The sequence below is a fragment of the Methylobacterium tarhaniae genome, from assembly GCF_001043955.1.
Lineage (GTDB): Bacteria > Pseudomonadota > Alphaproteobacteria > Rhizobiales > Beijerinckiaceae > Methylobacterium > Methylobacterium tarhaniae.
This window is the reverse complement of record NZ_LABZ01000124.1, coordinates 16,456-35,164: the sequence shown is the minus strand read 5'-3', so window position 1 is coordinate 35,164 and position 18,709 is coordinate 16,456. Positions and strand designations below refer to the sequence as shown.

The 18,709-nt window shown below is 70.8% G+C and carries 18 protein-coding genes and 2 pseudogenes; 13 read left to right on the top strand and 7 right to left on the bottom strand.

Annotation, left to right across the window (positions count from 1 at the left end; translation table 11 throughout):
- Nucleotides 1-2,008, bottom strand: a pseudogene (locus VQ03_RS17690) (hypothetical protein); the annotation flags it as partial.
- 419 nt (nt 2,009-2,427) lie between these two features.
- Between VQ03_RS17690 and VQ03_RS17685 the strand changes: the two are divergent.
- The gene (locus VQ03_RS17685) at nt 2,428-2,760 is read left to right on the top strand and encodes an Hpt domain-containing protein (protein ID WP_048452214.1); all 333 of its coding nucleotides are present in this window, start codon (nt 2,428-2,430) and stop codon (nt 2,758-2,760) included.
- Between the two features lie 151 nt (nt 2,761-2,911).
- Nucleotides 2,912-3,232 carry a 2Fe-2S iron-sulfur cluster-binding protein gene (locus tag VQ03_RS17680; protein WP_048452213.1) on the top strand — a complete coding sequence of 107 codons (321 nt, stop codon included), beginning with the start codon at nt 2,912-2,914 and terminating at the stop codon, nt 3,230-3,232.
- Nucleotides 3,233-3,319: 87 nt separating this feature from the next.
- On the opposite strand, the gene VQ03_RS33815 is transcribed toward VQ03_RS17680, so the two are convergent.
- Nucleotides 3,320-3,595 carry a hypothetical protein gene (locus VQ03_RS33815; protein ID WP_167376106.1) on the bottom strand — a complete coding sequence of 92 codons (276 nt, stop codon included), beginning with the start codon at nt 3,593-3,595 and terminating at the stop codon, nt 3,320-3,322.
- On the opposite strand from VQ03_RS33815, the pseudogene VQ03_RS17675 reads away from it, so the two are divergent.
- A pseudogene (locus tag VQ03_RS17675) lies at nt 3,501-4,057 on the top strand (methyl-accepting chemotaxis protein); the annotation flags it as partial. The gene VQ03_RS33815 and the pseudogene VQ03_RS17675 sit on opposite strands and share 95 nt — an antisense overlap.
- A 13-nt stretch (nt 4,058-4,070) precedes the next feature.
- Here VQ03_RS17675 and VQ03_RS17670 read toward each other — a convergent pair.
- From VQ03_RS17670 to VQ03_RS17655, 4 genes are read right to left on the bottom strand one after another with little or no spacing between them, the layout of a single operon-like run.
- Entirely contained in the window at nt 4,071-5,246 is a 1,176-nt protein-coding gene (locus VQ03_RS17670; protein WP_048452218.1) for a vWA domain-containing protein, read from the bottom strand.
- 32 nt (nt 5,247-5,278) lie between these two features.
- A complete protein-coding gene (locus VQ03_RS17665; RefSeq protein ID WP_053078631.1) occupies nt 5,279-6,175 on the bottom strand; it encodes a DMT family transporter in 897 nt (298 codons plus the stop codon).
- A gap of 10 nt (nt 6,176-6,185) precedes the next feature.
- A complete protein-coding gene (gene hemF, locus VQ03_RS17660) occupies nt 6,186-7,082 on the bottom strand; it encodes an oxygen-dependent coproporphyrinogen oxidase (protein ID WP_048452211.1) in 897 nt (298 codons plus the stop codon).
- Between the two features lie 39 nt (nt 7,083-7,121).
- Entirely contained in the window at nt 7,122-7,577 is a 456-nt protein-coding gene (locus VQ03_RS17655) for a tRNA (cytidine(34)-2'-O)-methyltransferase (RefSeq protein ID WP_048452210.1), read from the bottom strand.
- A 140-nt stretch (nt 7,578-7,717) separates the two neighbouring features.
- Here VQ03_RS17655 and VQ03_RS17650 point away from each other — a divergent pair, with 140 nt between their 5' ends.
- On the top strand, nt 7,718-9,577 hold the full coding sequence (locus tag VQ03_RS17650; protein WP_048452209.1) for an ABC transporter ATP-binding protein: 1,860 nt from the start codon (nt 7,718-7,720) through the stop codon (nt 9,575-9,577).
- Nucleotides 9,578-9,903: 326 nt separating this feature from the next.
- Here the strand turns inward: VQ03_RS17650 and VQ03_RS17645 are convergent, their stop codons facing one another.
- On the bottom strand, nt 9,904-10,368 hold the full coding sequence (locus VQ03_RS17645; RefSeq protein ID WP_048452208.1) for an outer membrane protein assembly factor BamE: 465 nt from the start codon (nt 10,366-10,368) through the stop codon (nt 9,904-9,906).
- 253 nt (nt 10,369-10,621) lie between these two features.
- Between VQ03_RS17645 and VQ03_RS17640 the strand changes: the two genes are divergently transcribed.
- The 9 genes from VQ03_RS17640 (at nt 10,622) to VQ03_RS17600 (ending at nt 18,668) form a co-directional block, all read left to right on the top strand.
- A complete protein-coding gene (locus VQ03_RS17640) occupies nt 10,622-11,173 on the top strand; it encodes a ubiquinol-cytochrome C chaperone family protein (RefSeq protein WP_048452207.1) in 552 nt (183 codons plus the stop codon).
- A 141-nt stretch (nt 11,174-11,314) separates the two neighbouring features.
- Nucleotides 11,315-11,866, top strand: coding sequence for a YceD family protein (locus VQ03_RS17635; protein ID WP_048452206.1), 552 nt, complete (start codon nt 11,315-11,317; stop codon nt 11,864-11,866).
- Nucleotides 11,867-11,994: 128 nt separating this feature from the next.
- Nucleotides 11,995-13,029 (top strand): phosphate acyltransferase PlsX, encoded by a 1,035-nt coding sequence (gene plsX / locus VQ03_RS17630; protein ID WP_048452205.1) that lies wholly within the window; start codon nt 11,995-11,997, stop codon nt 13,027-13,029.
- A gap of 12 nt (nt 13,030-13,041) precedes the next feature.
- Nucleotides 13,042-14,019: a beta-ketoacyl-ACP synthase III gene (locus VQ03_RS17625; RefSeq protein WP_048452204.1), complete on the top strand. Its 978-nt coding sequence runs from the start codon at nt 13,042-13,044 to the stop codon at nt 14,017-14,019.
- Nucleotides 14,020-14,217: 198 nt separating this feature from the next.
- Entirely contained in the window at nt 14,218-14,535 is a 318-nt protein-coding gene (locus VQ03_RS17620) for an integration host factor subunit alpha (protein WP_048452203.1), read from the top strand.
- A gap of 43 nt (nt 14,536-14,578) precedes the next feature.
- Entirely contained in the window at nt 14,579-15,136 is a 558-nt protein-coding gene (locus VQ03_RS17615) for a MerR family transcriptional regulator (protein ID WP_245292115.1), read from the top strand.
- Between the two features lie 50 nt (nt 15,137-15,186).
- Entirely contained in the window at nt 15,187-15,639 is a 453-nt protein-coding gene (locus tag VQ03_RS17610; RefSeq protein ID WP_048452202.1) for a hypothetical protein, read from the top strand.
- A gap of 229 nt (nt 15,640-15,868) precedes the next feature.
- The gene (locus VQ03_RS17605) at nt 15,869-16,360 is read left to right on the top strand and encodes a hypothetical protein (protein WP_048452201.1); all 492 of its coding nucleotides are present in this window, start codon (nt 15,869-15,871) and stop codon (nt 16,358-16,360) included.
- Nucleotides 16,361-16,715: 355 nt separating this feature from the next.
- The gene (locus tag VQ03_RS17600; RefSeq protein ID WP_048452200.1) at nt 16,716-18,668 is read left to right on the top strand and encodes a PrkA family serine protein kinase; all 1,953 of its coding nucleotides are present in this window, start codon (nt 16,716-16,718) and stop codon (nt 18,666-18,668) included.
- Nucleotides 18,669-18,709: the final 41 nt, after the last annotated feature.

The following is an 18,709-nucleotide window of genomic DNA, read 5'->3' as shown; positions in this document are numbered from 1 at the left end:
CGCCGGCGCCGGCGGTCCGGGACTCGAAGCCGTTCTGGAGCGTGTCGGCGGCGAGGGCCAGGGCGGCCTGCGTCTCCTGGACGCGCCGGTCGAGGCCTTCGGCCAGGTCGCGGCTCCTCACCTCGAAGGTCGCGGCGAGGCCGTCGAGGGCCTCGCCGATGCGGCCCTCGGCCTCCGCGGTGCGCGTCCCCACGAGCGCGGCGACGCGCTCGCCGGTCTGGTCCAGGCTGCGCTCCAGGCTGCCGCCATGACCGACCAGCACCTCCTCGACGCGCCCGATCGTCTCCTCGAGGCGGGCGGCGAGGTCGGCCCCGCGCACGCCGAGGGCCTGCGCCGCATCCTCGACCAGGGTCGAGAGGTCGTCGCGCACCCGGTTGGCGCGGTCGCCGAAGGCGGTGATCACGCCGTCGCTGGCGCGGGTCAAGCCAACCTCGGCCGCCGCCGCCCGGGCCTCGATGGCCACGGCGACGCCGTTGCCGGCCTGCTCGATCTCCTCGCGGAGCGCGATGCCGCGATCCGAGATGTGGGCCGCGATGGCGCTGCCGGAGGCGGCGAACCGCTCGGTGATGGTCGCGCCGGTCTCGGCGAAGCGCTCGGTCAGGTCGCTGCCGCGGACGAGGAAGCGCTCCTCCAGGCCCTGGGCCGAGCGCTCGAAGGTCTCGCGGACCTGCGCACCCTCGCGGTTGAGGGCCTCGATGACCTCGGCGCCGGTCTCCGCCAGGGTGCGTGCGACCGTGCCGGCATTCTCGGCCAGGGTGCGGGTCAGGAGGCCGCCGGTGCGCTCAAACGCCTCCGTGACCTCGACAGCGCGGCTCTCGAGCGCCCGGCTCAGGGAATCGCCGACGGTGCCGAGATCGGTCTTCACGCCCTCGCTGGTGGCGACGAGGCGCTGCACGAGGTCGTCGCCGCGGCCGGCCAGGGCATCGACCACCCGGTCGCCGGTGGCGGCGAGCGCCGCGGTGACCGCCTCGCCGCGATCGCCGATCGCGGTGGTGATCGCGTCGCCGCGGGCGCCGAGCGCGGCGGTCACCCGCTCGCCGGCGCCGTCCATGGCCGTGACGATCCGCTCGGCCGCAGTATCGAGTTCCTGGGTCAGGTTTTGGTGCGAGCCCTGGATCGCGCCGCGCACCCGCTCGGCATTGGCGACGATCGATTCGCGCTGCGTCACCAGTTCGTCGACGAGGGTGCGGATGCGGATCTCGTTGTCCGAATAGGCGCGCTCCAGCGTGGAGATCTCGCCGCGCACCAGGGTCTCGAGCTCGCCGGCGCGGGCGAGCGCCCGCTCGACGCCGTCGCCGACCGCCGCGACCTCGCGGCGGACCGCCTGCGACATCGTCAGGACGGCGTCGGTGGAGAAGCCCTCGGGCTCGGCCAGCCGGATCGCCACCTCGCCGACGGCGCGGGCGACGTGGCGCATCTCCTGGGCCCGCACCGCCAGCATGGCGGCGATGAAGAACAGCATCACGGGGGCGAGCACGGCCGCCGCGCCGACCGCGCCCTGGAGGCCGGTGAGCCCGGCGGCGAAGCCGCGCAGGTCGCCGCCGGACGAGCTCCAGGCCAGGATCGCGAAACCCGACAGCCAGATCACGGCGGCCAGGCCGGCGACGAGATAGGGGCCGCGCGAGGGCTCGATCCGGAGGGTCTGCTGCAATGCGCCGACGCTGCGGCGATCGTCGTTGGCGACGAGGGAGCGGTCGGGCGGCAGCAGGCCACCCTCGCGGCGGCCGTCGCGGGGACTGGGCAGGACGCTGCCGTCGAAGCCGGGCTCGCGGGCGGTGCCGGCATTCGCCAGGGGGTCGGAATCGTGCACGTCGGGCAGGCGGGGCTCGACCCGGCTGCCCTCGGTCAGGGAGTCCTGCGTGCGGGTATCCTGCGACCTGGACTCCTGCGACCTGGACTCCTGCGCCCTGGATTCCTGCCCACCCGCCGGGTGGTCCAGGTTCAGGGCCTGCTCAATTGCCGACAGCGCCGCTTCCGCCGGGTCCTTGAGCTTCTTTTCCGTCGCCATCGAACGCCTCGTTACGCCGTGAACGCCGCCGGGCGGCCCAGGAAGGCCGCCGCGCCGCATCATCCCCGAGATCCCGCGATACCCGCGCCGTGCCGCCAGCCGGCGCGATCTCAGCGGTTTACCACGAGAACCTTAGACGCAAGGAGTACCAGCCGGATACCCGGAGGGCGCGAACCGTCCGAAAAAGCTTAAGGGAATGGTTACCATGCGTCCGGCGCGCCACGCGGGATGCCGCTATCCCGCCGCAGAGTCACGGTTTTGCCGTCCGGGGCAGGGGGCCGGGCGGCCCGTCATCTCGCTGTGGACAGGGCTCCACCGGATCCGCCGGAACCATCCCGACCCATCGCGCGGCTCTCCGGAGCTTGCATCCGGCCGGCGCCTGGGGGATCTGGCCCGGCCCCGCTCCCCGAGGAAGGCTGATGCGAGACGCCCCGATGGAGACGCTCCTCGACCGCGCGCACCTGGACCGGCAGACCTTCGGCGACGAGGATCTCGCCCGCGAGGTGCTGGCCCTGTTCGCCGGACAATGCGACCGGCTGGTTCCCGGGCTGGCCGATCCGGCACTCGACCGCCAAGCGCGGGCGGACCTCGCCCATACCCTGAAGGGCTCCGCCCTCGGCGTCGGCGCCGCCCGCGTCGCGGCCCTGGCCGGGCGGCTGGAGGCGGCCCTGCGGGCCGGCGACGACGGGACGGCCGGCGGCCTGGAGCCCGCGCTGGCCCAGGCGGTGCGGGAGACCCTGGCCCTTCTCTGAAGCGGGCGGCCGGACGCGGGACCGGCGGCCAGGCTGCGACCCGTGGCCCGCGCGACGCACGGCGCGCTTGCATTCCGGGACGGCACCCGCCAATCAGGCCCCGCCGCGTCCTCGTCCGATCCGCGGCCGCTCGAGGCTTCCGGAGTCCCAGATGGTCCAGATCACCTATGTCGATGCCGCCGGCACACCCCGCACCGTGAAGGGCGAGGTCGGCTCGACCGTGATGGAGACCGCGATCCGCAACAACGTGCCGGGCATCGACGCGGAATGCGGCGGCGCCTGCGCCTGCGCGACCTGCCACGTCTATGTCGGCGAGGATTGGGCGGAGGCCGTCGGCCCGGCCGAGCCGATGGAGCAGGACATGCTCGACTTCGCCTCGGACGTGCGGCCGAGCTCGCGCCTGTCGTGCCAGATCCGGCTCAAGCCCGAGCTCGACGGCCTCACCGTCAGCACCCCGGCCCGCCAGGGCTGACAAGCCTGCCTGACGCGCTTTCTCGCTCCGCAACGACAGGAAGCGCCTCGACCTGGCTGTGCGCGACATACTCCATAGAAGTTCAGTTCATCCGGCGGCAGGACTGATCGTCCATTCGGTCCAGACCGGCACGGAAAGCACTTTCTCAAGCAGCCCTCCCGATAATCGTGCCAGGCTCCGGGCATGACCGGACGGGAGGCGCTCCTTGACGAACCAGGCCATGATGGCGGGCGGCGATCGGTCGGGCGACGGGCGCGACCTATCGGACATCGCCGCCGCGGCGACGACCCTGCGCCAGGCCGCCCACGACAAGACGCAGCGCATCCGCCGGATCACCAGCCAGGTGAAGATGCTGGCGCTCAACGCCCGCATCGAGAGCAGTCGGGTCGGCGAGAGCGGACCTGCGACGTGCGCTGGTGGGCCACCGATGCGGCGGTGGTCGGTTGCGCCGCGGAGCCGGACGTCGCGGCGGCGGCCTTCGCCGAGAGACGGCTCGGCGTGATCCTTTCGGCCTATACGGGCTATCTCGATCTCTGGTTGTGCGACCTCGATGGCCGCATCATCGCCACCGGCCGGCCCGGTCGCTACCCCGGGCTGCGCGGGCGGAGCGTGGCGCAGGAGCCCTGGTTCCAGCAGGCCGCCGCGCTCGCCTCCGGCGACGATTACACGGCGGCCGACATCCGGGCGGAGCCGAGCCTCGGCGGCGCCCAGGTGGCGACCTCCTGCGCCGGCGTGCGCCGGGACGGCGACGCCTCCGGCGAACCCCTCGGCGTGCTGGCGATCCATTTCGACTGGGAGCCGCAGGCACGGGCGATCGTCCAGGGCGCCGGGTGAGGCTCTACCGCAGCAGGGCCCGCGTCGCCTGGTCGATGCCCTCCAGCGTCAGCGGGTACATCCGGTCGGAGAAGATCTGCCGGATCATCGCGTTCGACTGCGAGTAGCCCCACTGCGCCTGCGGCACCGGGTTGAGCCAGGCCACCTTCGGGAAATGCGCCAGGACCCGTTCGAGCCAGACCCGGCCGGCCTCCTCGTTCCAGTGCTCGACCGAGCCGCCCGCCATCGCGATCTCGTAGGGCGACATCGCGGCGTCGCCGACGAACACCACCCGGTAGTCGGACGGGTAGGTGCGGATCACGTCGAGGAGCGGGGTGCCCTCGGTGTGGCGCCGGCGGTTCTCCTTCCAGACTTTCTCGTAGAGGCAGTTGTGGAAATAGAAGTGCTCGAAATGCTTGAACTCGGAGCGGGCGGCGGAGAACAGCTGCTCGGCGAGTTCGACGTGCCAGTCCATCGAGCCGCCGACATCGAGGAACAGCAGCACCTTGACGGCGTTGCGGCGCTCCGGCCGCAGGCGCAGGTCGAGCATGCCGTGGCGGGCGGTCTCGCGGATCGTGCCGTCGAGGTCGAGTTCCTCCGCCGCGCCGGTGCGGGCGAAGCGGCGCAGGCGCCGGAGCGCCAGCCGGATGGTGCGCGAGCCGAGTTCCGCCGAATCGTCCAGGTCCTTGAAGGTGCGCTGGTCCCAGACCTTCACCGCCCGGAAGTTGCGGTTGCCGTCCTGGCCGATGCGGATGCCTTCCGGATTGTAGCCGTAGGCGCCGAAGGGCGAGGTGCCCCCGGTGCCGATCCATTTCGAGCCGCCCTGGTGGCGCCCCTTCTGCTCGGCCAGCCGCTCCTTCAGGGTCTCGAACAGCTTGTCCCAGCCCAGCGCCTGGATCTGCGCCCGCTCCTCCTCGGTGAGATACTTTTCCGCCAGCTTGCGCAGCCATTCCTCGGGGATGGCTTGCGGCTCCACCGCCTCGCTTAAACTGACCACGCCCTTGAAGACGTGGCCGAACACCCGGTCGAACTTGTCGAGGTTGCGCTCGTCCTTCACCAGGGCGGTGCGGGCGAGGTAGTAGAAATCCTCCACCCGCTGGTCGGCGAGGTCGCGGTCGAGGGCGTCGAGCAGCGTCAGGTACTCGCGCAGCGAGACCGGGACCTTGGCGGCGCGCAGCTCGGTGAAGAAGGTCAGCAGCATGGCGCCGATCAACGCGCCGCTTCGCCTCCCGGTCAAGCCCCTTCGGGCTCGACGGCCGGGGCCCGTCGCCGCGCCTCCGCCGCGAGGTTCCAGACGATGCCGCCGACGATCAGCCCGGCGCCCACGAACAGCCACGGGTCGAGGGGCTCGCCGTAGAGGCGCCAGCCGAGCACCGCGATCAGGGGAATCCGCAGGAAGTCGAGCGGCATGACCAGGATGGCGTCGCCGCGCCGATAGGCGCTGGTCAGGCACCAATGCGAGGTCAGCCCCGCGATGCAGACCGCGGCGAGCGCCAGCCCGTGCCGCCCCTCGAAGGCATGGACCGGCACCGCCGGAAAGATCCGGCCGGCCACGAGGTTGAGGGGCAACTGGATCAGGTTCATCCAGAACAGGATCGACAGCACGCTCTCGGTCCGGGTCAGCGCCTTGGTGGCGACCGCCGTCAGGGCGAACATGACCGCGGCGGCGAGGACCACGAGGCTTGCCGGCTGCAGCGCGGCGACACCCGGCCGCAGCACCACCAGCACGCCGAGAAAGCCGAGGGCCACCGCCGCGACCCGGCTCGCGGTCAGCCGCTCGCGCAGGATCAGCACGGCGAGCAGCGTGACCCAGGCCGGCGTGGTGAATTCGAGGGCGAAGACCACGGCGAGCGGCAGCAGCGTGACGCCGTACGACCAGGCGTAGTTGCCGCCCCAATGGACGAGGTTGCGGGCGAGATGCAGCCGCAGGCGCCGCGCCGCGAGCGGCCGGCGGCGCAGGACGGCGACCATCCCGACGATCGCCACCCCGGCCCCCGCCCGGGCCGCCAGGATGTCGAACAGGCCGAGCGCCGGCGCCAGCTCGCGCACCGCGATGGCGGTCGCCGAGAACGACAGCAGGGCGCCGGCCATCCAGAGGACGACGGCGACGAGGTCGGGGAGTGGTTTCACGATGGGGCTTCTACGGCCAGCGCACCGTCGGCGGCATCGACGACAGGATCGACGCGACGTTGCCGCCGGTCTTCAGGCCGAAGATCGTGCCGCGGTCGTAGAGCAGGTTGAACTCGACGTAGCGGCCGCGGCGCACCTGCTGCTCGTGGCGGTCGGCCCCGGTCCACGGGGTGGCGAGGTTGCGCCGGACGATCTCCGGATAGATGCCCAGGAAGGCCTCGCCGACCTCGCGGGTGAAGGCGAGGTCGGCCGCCGGCTCGCCGGTCCAGTGGTAATCGTAGAAGATGCCGCCGATGCCGCGCGGCTCGTTGCGGTGCTTGAGGTGGAAATACTCGTCGCACCAGGCCTTGTAGCGGGCGTAGTCCGCGGCCGGGTGCTTGGCGCAGGCGGCCTCGAACGCGGCATGGAAGGCGATCGTGTCGGGATCGTCCTGCGTGCGGCGCCGGTCGAGGAGAGGGGTCAGGTCGGCCCCGCCGCCGAACCACGGCTTCGTCGTCACCACGAAGCGGGTGTTCATGTGCACGGTCGGCACGTGCGGGTTCCACGGATGGGCGATCAGCGAGATGCCCGTCGCGAAGAAGCGCGGATCCTCCGCGGCGCCCGGGATCTGGCCGCGGAACTCGGGGGCGAACTCGCCGTGCACCGCCGAGACGTGGACGCCGCACTTCTCGAAGACCCGGCCGCGCAGCATCGCCATGGTGCCGCCGCCGCCCGGCGCGCCGGAATGGTCCTGGCGCTCCCAGGGCGTGCGCTCGAAGCGTCCGGGCCCGCCGGCCTCGGGGGCGAACGGCCCGGTCGCCTCCTCCTCGATCCGCTCGAGGGCGGTGCAGATGCGGTCGCGCAGGGTCGAGAACCAGGTGGTCGCCTCGGTCTTGAGCGCGGCGATGTCGGGAGCGGCGTCGGTCATGGGCTTCTCATCCCATACCGGCGCGCCCGGGCCAAGGCGTCACCCGGCGCCGAGCTGGCGCAGGCCCTCGCCCAGGATCATCCCGGCCGCCACCGCCACGTTGAGCGAGCGCAGCCCCGACCGCATCGGGATCATCACCCGGGCATCGGCGTCCGTATGGACCGCCTCCGGCACCCCGGCCGATTCGCGCCCCACCATCACGCAGTCGCCGTCCCGGAAGGCGTGGGCCGTGTAGGGCAGCGAGCCGGCGGTGGTGGCGAGGACCAGGCGGATCCCGGCCTCCCGCCGCCAGGCATCGAAGGCCGCGTAGGAGCGGTGACGGGTGATCGCGACGTGGTCGAGATAATCGAGGCCGGAGCGGCGCAGGTGGCGGTCCGAGACGTCGAACCCCGCCGGCTCGATGATCTCGACGGCGACGCCGAGGCAGGCGGCGAGGCGCAGCATCGTGCCGGTATTCTGCGGGATGTCGGGCTGGTAGAGGGCGAGGCGCAGCATAGGGGGGCGGGGATCTCGGGTCCGGACGGCTGGATTCGGGTGTCCCGTCATACGCCGGTCGGCGGCCTGCGGCATCGCCCCCCGGTTGGCGCCGCGCCGACGCCGCATAGCTCAGGACACCGAGACCCCAGGAAGACCGCATGTTCCTCGACTGGCTCGAGCGCCGCATCGATCCCTTCGCCCCCTTCGAGGAGGCCAGGCGCCCGCCCAACACGGTGGCGGGCTTCGCCTGGTTCTACCTGCGGCCGGTGCGGGGCCCGCTCACGGTGCTGTTCGGGGTGGCGCTCGCCGCCGGCAGCGTCGAGGCCTCGCTCTACCTGCTGATGGGCTGGTTCGTGGACATCCTGGCCCGGTCCGGCCCGGAGTCCCTGTGGCGCGACCACGGCACCGGGCTGATGCTGGCCGCCGGCCTGATCCTGGTGGTGCGCCCGGTCCTCGCCTGGCTGCACGAGGCGTTGTCGAACCAGCTCGTGGTGCCGCAGACCACGAGCCTGATCCGCTGGCGCACCCATCTCTACACCCTCGGCCACGCCCTGTCGTACTTCCAGGCCGATTTCGCCGGGCGGCTCGCCAACCGGGTGACGCAGGTCGGGGTGGCGGTGCGCGAGCTCGCCATCGTGGTCATCGACACCCTGCTCTACGTGGCGATCTTCGCCGTGACCGCGGTGAGCCTGTTCGGCTCGATCAGCCCGTGGCTGATGCTGCCGGTCCTGGTGTGGCTCCTGGCCTATGCGGGGCTGACCGCCTACTTCGTGCCCCGGGCGCGGGCGCGCTCGCTCAGGGTCGCCGATACCCGCTCGGCCCTCGTCGGCCGCATCGTCGACAGCTATACCAACATCCTCACCGTCAAGCTGTTCGCCCGCGACCGCGAGGAGCGTTCGGCGGTCCAGGCCGCCACGACCGACCACACCGACGCCTACCTGCATTCGTTCCGGCTCATCACCGCCGTCACCGCCACGCTCTCGTTCCTCAACAGCACCCTGATCGTGGTCACCGCCGGGGTGGTGCTGGGCCTATGGTCGCGCGGGGAGATGACCACCGGGGAGGGGGCGGCGGGCCTCGCCCTGGTGCTGCGGCTGATCGCGATGTCGGGTTGGGTGATGCAGACCGTGCGCGGGCTGTTCGAGAATATCGGTGTGGTGCAGGAGAGCATGCAGACCATCGCCTTGCCCCATGCCCTCACCGACCGGCCGGGCTCCCGCGACCTCGCGGTGACGGGCGGCGAGGTGCGCTTCGAGGGCGTCAGCTTCCATTACGGCCGGGAAGAAGCCGGGATCATCGAGAACCTGACCTTGCGGATCGCCCCGGGCGAGAAGGTCGGCCTCGTCGGCCCGAGCGGGGCGGGCAAGACCACGCTCACCTCCCTGCTGCTGCGCCTGCACGACCTCGAGGGTGGGCGCATCCTGATCGACGGGCAGGACATCGCCGCGGTGACGCAGGCCTCCCTGCGCCGCCAGATCGCCGTGGTGACGCAGGACTCCTCGCTCCTCCACCGCTCGATCCGCGACAACATCGCGTATGGCCGCGAGGACGCGACCGAGGCGGAGATTGTGGCGGCGGCGAAGGCCGCCCATGCCGACGTCTTCATCCGCGAGCTGACCGACCACAAGGGCCGCGGCGGCTACGACGCCCAGGTCGGCGAGCGCGGCGTCAAGCTGTCCGGCGGGCAGCGGCAGCGCATCGCCATCGCGCGGGTGATCCTGAAGGACGCGCCGATCCTGATCCTCGACGAGGCGACCTCGGCCCTCGATTCGGAGGTCGAGGCGGCGATCCAGGGCTCCCTCGACCGGCTGATGCAGGGCAAGACCGTGCTCGCCATCGCGCACCGCCTCTCGACCATCGCGGCCCTCGACCGGCTGGTGGTGCTGGATCGCGGACGCATCGTCGAGGAGGGGCGGCACGCCGATCTGGTAAAGGCCGGCGGGCTCTATGCGCGCCTGTGGGCGCGGCAATCCGGGGGATTCTTGGGAGCCGAGGAGGAGCGGGCGGCGGCGGAGTGAAACCCGGCGAGCCCGCGGTACACGGCAGCGGCGTGACGGCGGGCTTCATGCCCCGATCCTACGCCGGCAACGAGCCGCCGCTCGGGCGCCAGCTCATTGTCACCGTACACATGTCTCTTCTGTCCAGCCGATCCCGGGATCGTCCGCGATCGGCCGTGATACCAACGGCATAAGATGCTGACGCCTCAACGTCGATCTCGGGCAAGCCCGAGATCGACGAGGCCGTTGGACCGTCTCGAATTTTCGACACCAAGCCAGAGACTTGGAGAAAATTCGAGACCGGAACCAAAGGTCGTTCTCAACGACCGCCGGTACGAGACGTTGCCTTACCGCGCGTTGCCGAACGGCTCGAACTTGGTCAGGCCGCGCATGAGCTGGCCGAGGAAGGCCTGCTCGCCGCCGCTGGTCGGCGTGGTGCGGGAAATGAAGTCGAACACGCGGCCGTCCTGCTCGCCGTAGAGCGCCACGCGCTCGACCTTGAAGCCGGCGTTGAAATACACCGCCAGGACGCGCTGGTCCTTCGGGCGCTCGCCCAAGAACATCACGGTGCGCTGGGTGTTCTGGCTGATGTAGTACCAGGACTTGTTGCCGACCGTGGAGACGGTGGTGGGGGTGCCGAGGAGCTGCAGCACCTGCTCGGCGCTGGCGCCCGGACGCACCTGGGCGACGGCGGCATCGTCGATGATGTAGCCGTGCCGGAACTCTTCGCCGATCACGCAGCCCGCGGCCGACAGCCCGATCAGGCCGGCCGCGGCGAGGCGGAGAAGCGACGGTGTGAAGCGGCGCGGCATCGAGACCTCGGGAGACGTATGCGGGACAGTGTGTCGGCCGGCCGGATGGCAGCCTTGCGCGAGAAGCGAGCGTTGCCGTACCCCGGGGTTGTGGCGTTGGCAAGGCACGGCCAAGGTTCGGGCCGTGGGTCGAAGGCCGTGACGCGGCGATAGCCGCGTTTTTGGGCCGTGACGCGGCGACAGCCGCGTTTTCGGCAAGGATTTAAGTTCCGCGCCGCGGGGCGCGGGGCGGTGCGGGAGGCGAGAGACCCCGATGATGCGAAACCCCTTCCGCCGCGAGGATGCCCGCAGGCGCGCCATCGAGGCGCTGCACATCCGCGTCAATGCCGGCGCCCGGGTGCCGGCGCTCTACCTCGACCTCGGCGTGCCCGACACGGTGGAGGGCCGGTTCGAGGCCCTGTGCCTGCACGTGGTGCTGGTGCTGCGCCACCTGCGCCGGCTCCCCGCCCCGGCGGCGGACATCGCCCAGGACCTCGTCAACTCGGTGTTCGAGCAGCTCGATTCGTCCCTGCGCGAACTCGGTGTCGGCGACATGGGGGTGTCGAAGCGGATGAAGAAGCTGGCGCAGGCCTTCTACGGCCGCGCCGCCGCCTACGACGCCGCCCTCGATGCCGGCGACCGCGAGGCGCTGGCGGCGACGCTCGCCCGCAACGTGCTGGCCCGCGAGGAGCCCGGCGCGGCGCGGGGGCTCGCGGCCTACGTGGCGGCGGCCGATGCCGCCCTCGCCGGGACCGACCTCGACGCCCTGATGGCGACGGGTCCGCTCCTGCCCGAACCGGCGGGATTCGCCGAGGCCCGGGCCTGAACCGGCCCACAACGCCCTCGCCGCCTGCCTCTTGCGCCGGGGCGAGGCGCGACGCATCTCGAAGGGACGGGCCCGCCCGCGCGCCGTCGAGGCCGCCGCTCGCGAGCCTTCGCCCAGCCAGGATCGAACAAAGGCACGTCCATGACCCCCGACAGCGTCGGCCCGTTCTCCCGCCCGATCCTGGTCGAGCGCACCCTGAAGGCCGGCCAGCCCGTCACCGTCGAGGCCAACGACGAGGAGCGCGCCGCGCTCGCCCGCGATTTCGGCCTGCCGGGAATCGCGCGGCTCACCGGCATCTTCCGGCTGTCCGGCTCGCTGCACCGGCTCCAGGTCACCGGCACCGTCGAGGCGGCGCTGACCCAGACCTGCGTCGTGACGCTGGAGCCGTTCGACGGCACGGTGAGCGAGGAGGTCGACGTCGATTTCGCCGACCAGGACGCCTTCGCGGGCACGCCGGCCGAGGATGCCGACATCCCCGACCCGATCGTCAACGGCCGCATCGACCTCGGCAGCCTGACCGCCGAGTTCCTGGCGCTCGGCCTCGACCCCTATCCGCGCAAACCCGGCGTCGCCTTCGAGCCTCCGGCGGAGGACGAGGAGGAGAAGCCCTTCGCGGCGCTCCAGGGCCTCAAGGGCCAGGGAGCCGGGACGCGGGGAGCCGGGGGTCACGGGAACGAGGGCGGGGGCGGCTGACGACGGCCGCGTTCGAAAAGACTTCAGAATTCGTTTGCGGCTTGGGCCCGGGTCGCTATTTTCCGCCGCGCCGCGGACCCCCTTGTTCGCGCGTCCCCGGCGGATCCGAGAGGCTGTTCGACACCCCCATGTCCCAGAGAGTGCGCATCTCGCTCGACGCGATGGGCGGCGATCACGGCCCCTCGACGGTCGTGCCCGGTGCGGGGCTCGCCCGCGAGCGCCACCCCGAGACGACGTTCCTGATGTTCGGCGACGAGGCGGTGCTCACTCCCCTGGTCGCGGCCGAGCCGCGCCTGAAGGGCGCCGTCGAGATCCGCCACACCACCGTGTCGGTGGCCATGGACGAGAAGCCGAGCCAGGCGGTGCGCTCGGGCCGCGGCAAGTCGTCGATGTGGAAGGCGATCCAGGCGGTGCGCGACGGCGAGGCCGATGCCGCGGTGTCGGCCGGCAACACCGGCGCCCTGATGGCGATGTCGAAGATCTGCCTCAAGACGATGTCCCACATCGAGCGCCCGGCCATCGCCTGCCTGTGGCCGACGGTGCGGGGCGAGAGCGTGGTGCTCGATGTCGGCGCCACCATCGGCACCGATGCCAACCACCTCGTCGACATGGCGGTGATGGGCGCCGCGATGGCCCGCATCGTGTTCGACCTCGACCGGCCGACCGTGGGCCTGCTCAATGTCGGCACCGAGGAGATGAAGGGCAACGAGGCCGTCAAGGAGGCCGCCCGGATGCTGCGTGAGGCCGACCTGCCGGGCCTCGCCTATCACGGCTTCGTCGAGGGCACCGATCTCGGCCGCGGCACCGTCGACGTGGTGGTGACGGAAGGGTTCACCGGCAACATCGCGCTGAAGACCGCCGAGGGGACGGCGAAGCAGATCGCCGCCTACCTCAAGGGCGCGATGGGCCGGACCCTGATGGCGAAGATCGGCTACCTGTTCGCCCGCGGCGCGTTCCGGGCGCTGCGCGAGAAGATGAACCCGAGCCGGGCCAATGGCGGCGTGTTCCTCGGCCTCGAAGGCATCGTCATCAAGAGCCACGGCGCCGCCGATGCCGAGGGCTTCGCCGCCGCCATCGACCTCGCCTACGACATGGCCCGCCACGACCTGATGCGGACGATCCGGGAACGCCTCGACGCGACGCCGGCGCAAGCGTCGGCCTAAGGAGGACGCATCATGACCCGCCTTCGCTCGGTGGTGCGGGGCTGCGGCTCCTACCTGCCGCGGACCATCGTCACCAACGACGACCTCGCCGCCTGGGTCGAGACCTCGGACGACTGGATCATCCAGCGCACCGGCATCCGCCAGCGCCACATCGCGGAACCCGACGAGACCACCTCGGTGCTCGGCATCAAGGCGGCGCAGAACGCCTTGAGCAACGCCGGCATCGATCCCTCGACGATCGACCTCGTGATCTGCGCGACCTCGACGCCGGACCACACCTTCCCGTCGACCGCGACGCAGATCCAGGCCGGGCTCGGCATCCATGCGGGCGCCGCCTTCGACCTCCAGGCGGTCTGCGCCGGCTTCGTCTACGCGGTCGCCACCGCCGACAAGTTCCTGACCACCGGAGCCGCCACCCGCGCCCTGGTGGTCGGCGCCGAGACCTTCTCCCGCCTGCTCGACTGGGAGGACCGCACCACCTGCGTGCTGTTCGGCGACGGCGCCGGCGCCCTGGTGCTGGAGGCGCAGCCCGGCGGGGGCGATTCCGGCGACCGCGGCGTGCTGACGAGCCAGCTCCGGTCCGACGGGCGCCACCGGGAGAAGCTCTACGTCGATGGCGGCCCGGGCTCGACCGGCACCACCGGCAAGCTGCGCATGGTCGGCAAGGAGGTCTTCCGCTTCGCCGTCGGCTCGGTGACCGACGTGATCGCGCAGGCCTTCGAGGCCAGCGGCACCACCGCCGACGACCTCGACTGGTTCGTGCCGCACCAGGCCAACCGGCGCATCATCGAGGCCTCGGCCGACAAGCTCGGCATCGCCCGCGAGAAGGTGGTGCTGACGGTGGATCGCCACGGCAACACCTCGGCGGCCTCGATCCCACTCGCCCTCGACGCTGCCTGCCGCGACGGCCGGATCAAGCGCGGCGATCTCGTGATGATCGAGGCGATCGGCGGCGGCTTCACCTGGGGCAGCGCCCTGATCCGCTGGTAGGCCGGCCAAGTCGATCGGTCGGCTCGATCGGCCAGGTCCACCGGCGATCGGCCGAGTGCGCCGGCGATCGGCCAAGTCCGCCGGCAAAGTATCCGGGAACCCGCCCGAGGCCCGGTTGACCCGGCGCGCATCGCCGATTAGCGTGCGGGATCATAGACATACGTTAGTTCGCGATTCAGCCGCCGGGGGAGCAGCACGATGGCAGGCAAGACGGTCACGCGGGCCGATCTGAGCGAGGCCGTCTACCAGCGGGTCGGCCTGTCGCGGACGGAATCCGCCGCCCTGGTGGAGACGGTGCTGTCGGAGATCTGCGGCTGCCTCTCGGCCGGCGAGACCGTGAAGCTGTCCTCCTTCGGCTCCTTCGTGGTGCGCGACAAGGGCAAGCGGGTCGGCCGCAACCCGAAGACCGGCGTCGAGGTGGCGATCGAGCCGCGCCGGGTGATGGTGTTCAAACCCTCGAACGTGCTCAAGGCCCGGATCAACGGCGACGCCGCCCCGGACGACGACGAGAGTTGAGCCGCCTCCGCGCCGGCGCGCGGGCTGACGCAGGATCGGGCCGATGACCGGGATGCCGATCGAGGACGAGGATCTTTCGGAATCCGGCGGGCCCGATGCCCCCGGACGAGCCCTCCTGCCCGAGAAGGGGCTCTTACCGGAGAAGGAACCTGGCGCCTTCCGCACCATCAGCGAGGTCGCGGAGGACCTCGACCTGCCCCAGCACGTGCTGCGCTTCTGGGAGACGCGGTTCACCCAGGTGCGCCCGCTCAAGCGCGGCGGCAACCGGCGCTACTACCGCCCCGACGACGTCGATCTCCTGCGCGGCATCCGCCGCCTCCTCTATGGCCAGGGCTACACGATCCGGGGTGCCCAGCGGGTGCTGCGCGAGCGCGGCATGCGCTTCGTCCAGGCGGTCGGCCGCGGCGAGCAGGTCGCCCCGGCCTTCGTCGAATCCGACCACGAGCCGGAGCCCGAGACCGCGCCGCCGCCGCTCGGCCGGGCGGATCGGGCGAGCCTCACGGCGGTGCTGGACGAGTTGCAGGCGTGCCGGCGAGCCCTCGCCCGCCTGCGGGCAGCACGGCAGGAAGCGGGCGCCTCATCCGGGCGCGCCGCGCGATAATTTGCGCACCGGGCCGCAGAACCCTTTGCGCCGGCACACGTTACGCGCTCATGGCCGAGCCTCGCCGCCACGTCTCCCCGACGACCGAGCTGATCGCGCGGCTCATGCGCGTCGTGCGCACCTGCCCGGAGGCGACGGCCGACGTGCTCGAGCTGGTGCTGCTGGTGAGCCAGATCGAGGCCATCCCGGTGGTCGACCGCGACTACCGCGATGCCAAACGGGTGATCGCGCGCCTGCGCCACCCGCTCTGGGACATGACGCCCGACCAACGCGAGGTGCTGCGCCGGGCCGCCGACACGATCCGCGACGCCTGCCGCCTGCGCGAGAGCGACATCCCGGCCGATCCGATCGGGGATGCCGGCGAGCGGGCGCGGGTCGAGCGCGGCCTCGCCTCGGCCCTTGCGGGCGAGTTCACGCCGGCCCAGATCGCCCGGGTCACCGGCGCGACCCTGGCGGTGCTGCAGGCGGCGACCGGCGACGAGCCCGGGGAGGGGACGACATGATCGGCGATTATCCGGTCGAGGGACGGGGCTACTGGATCTGGCTCGGCGGCGTGGCCCTGCTCGGGCTGTTCAACCTGTTCGTGATGCTGGTCCTGCATTGAGCGGGAGACGTCCCTTGAGCGGGAGACCCCGGGCGGATTCCTCGACGGAAGGCGCCCTTCGGCCCTCGACGCGGCGGGACCCGGTCACCACATGCGGCCGGCATCCCCCTCGGAGAGCTTAGAGCCCCATGCTTCGCCTTTCTCGGACCAGCCCTTTCCGCCCGACCCTGGCGCTCGCCGTGCTGATCGCCGCCGGGCCCGTGCTGGCCGCAGGTCCCGCCCTGGCGCAGGCCGCCAAGGTTCGCGAGCACTCCGTCGCCTCCGGCAAGCAGGTCCGGCTCGTGATGGTGCCGAACCTGAAGAAGGATTGCTCGCTCGGGCCGCAGCCCGAGCTGAAGGTCACGAGTCCGCCGAAGAACGGCGCCCTGATCCAGCGCGCCGGCAAGGTGAAGACCCCCGCCACCTATCGCTGCCCGAACGTCGAGGCCAACGTCCAGGCCCTGTTCTACGAGAGCAAGGCCGGCTTCACCGGCAGCGACGAGGTCACGGTGGAGATCAAGGGCACCGACGGCAACGTGAGCACCCAGACCATCAAGCTCACCGTCGGAGGGGCCGGCACCAAGGAAGGCCCGAAGGACGGCGCCAAGGACGGCGCGAAGAAGGACACCACCGACCTCTGAGCGCCGAGCGGACCCGCGCCCGACGCACGGGACGAAACGAAGCGGGAACGCTGACCTGACGGCCGGCGTTCCTCTCTTGTCTCGCGGGGCGACCGACCGTGCTCCGGGGAGTGTGGAAAAACCGGAACAGGTGTGTCCATTACGGCACAGGTCCGTTGCGTCAACGGCTTTGGCATTGGCGGACCTGCAACTTTCCCGGCCGCCGCGGCATACGCCTTGCCCGCAACCGGCCTGCATACAGGCTCCTGGCCGCCTCCGCACTCCTCCCTACGTCGCCGCGCTGCGACAAACATGGGGATATCGATTGCATCCGAGGCGGGACAGGATGATCCTGGCGATGTCGTGAGGGTCCGGAATGCCAATGCCGTCAGCGAGCGACCTCTTTCAAACTTTCGCACGCAGCTACGAGTCCCGTAGGGACGCGGAGCTGTCCCTGTCCGAGTATCTCGAAGCCTGCCGTGACAATCCCCTGATGTACGCGAGTGCGCCTGAGCGCATTCTCGACGCGATCGGGCAGCCCGAGTTCATCGATACGGCGCGGGATCCGCGCCTGGGCCGGATCTTCATGAACCGGACCATCCGCACCTATCCTGCCTTCTCCGAATTCTACGGCATGGAGGAGACGATCGAGCGCATCGTCTCGTTCTTCCGCCATGCCGCGCAGGGGCTCGAGGAGCGCAAGCAGATCCTCTACCTGCTCGGTCCGGTGGGCGGCGGCAAGTCGTCTCTCGCCGAGCGGCTCAAGGCCCTGATGGAGGTGCACCCGATCTACGTGCTCAAGGCCGGCAACGAGCTGAGCCCGGTCTTCGAGAGCCCGCTGGTGCTGTTCGACCCCGAGACGATGGGGCCGATGATCGAGGAGCGTTACGGCGTGCCGCGCCGCCGCCTCACCGGGCTGATGAGCCCCTGGTGCCTCAAGCGCCTCGACGAGTTCGGCGGCGACATCTCGAAGTTCAAGGTCGTCAAGGTCAACCCGTCCCGCCTGCGCCAGATCGCGATCGCCAAGACCGAGCCCGGCGACGAGAACAACCAGGATATCTCGTCGCTCGTCGGCAAGGTCGACATCCGCAAGCTCGAGACCCTGAGCCAGGCCGATCCCGACGCCTATTCCTACTCGGGCGGCCTCAACCGGGCGAACCAGGGCATCCTCGAATTCGTCGAGATGTTCAAGGCGCCGATCAAGATGCTGCACCCCCTGCTCACCGCGACGCAGGAGGGCAACTATGTCGGCACCGAGAATATCGGGGCGATCCCGTTCACCGGCATCATCCTCGCCCACTCGAACGAGGCCGAGTGGCAGAGCTTCAAGACCAACAAGAACAACGAAGCCTTCATCGACCGCATCTACGTCATCAAGGTGCCGTACTGCCTGCGGGTGACCGAGGAGCAGCGGATCTACGAGAAGCTGGTCTCGGGCTCCGAGCTGGCCGCGGCTCCCTGCGCCCCCGGCACCCTGGAGATGCTGGCCCGGTTCTCGGTGCTCTCGCGCCTGCGCGAGCACGCGAACTCGAACGTCTTCTCCAAGATGCGGGTCTATGACGGCGAGTCGTTGCGCGAGGTCGATCCCCGCGCCCGCTCGATGCAGGAATACAAGGACACCGCCGGCGTCGACGAGGGGATGGACGGGATCTCGACCCGCTTCGCCTTCAAGGTGATGGCCGCCACCTTCAACCACGACACCACCGAGGTCTCGGCCGACCCGGTCCACCTGATGTACGTGCTCGAGCAGTCGCTGCGCCGCGAGCAGCTGCCGCCCGAGACCGAGAAGCGCTACCTCGAATTCATCAAGGGCGAGCTGGCGCCGCGCTACGCCGAGTTCATCGGGCACGAGATCCAGAAGGCGTATCTCGAATCGTACCACGATTACGGCCAGAACCTGTTCGACCGCTACATCGACTACGCCGATGCCTGGATCGAGGACCAGGACTTCAAGGACCCCGAGACCGGGCAGCTGCTCAACCGCGAGCTGCTGAACCAGGAGCTGACCAAGATCGAGAAGCCGGCGGGCATCGCCAACCCGAAGGATTTCCGCAACGAGGTGGTGAAGTTCGCGCTCCGCTCGCGGGCCCAGCATGGCGGGCGCAACCCGTCCTGGACCTCCTACGAGAAGATCCGCGAGGTCATCGAGCGGCGGATGTTCAGTCAGGTCGAGGAACTCTTGCCGGTGATCTCCTTCGGCTCGAAGAAGGACAGCGAGACCGAGAAGAAGCACGGCGAGTTCGTCGAGCGGATGAAGGACCGCGGCTATACCGAGCGGCAGGTCCGCCGGCTGGTCGAGTGGTACATGCGCGTCAAGCAGGCGGGCTGACCGCAAGGCACGATCGTCCCCGCGGGAGCCCTCTCCCGCGG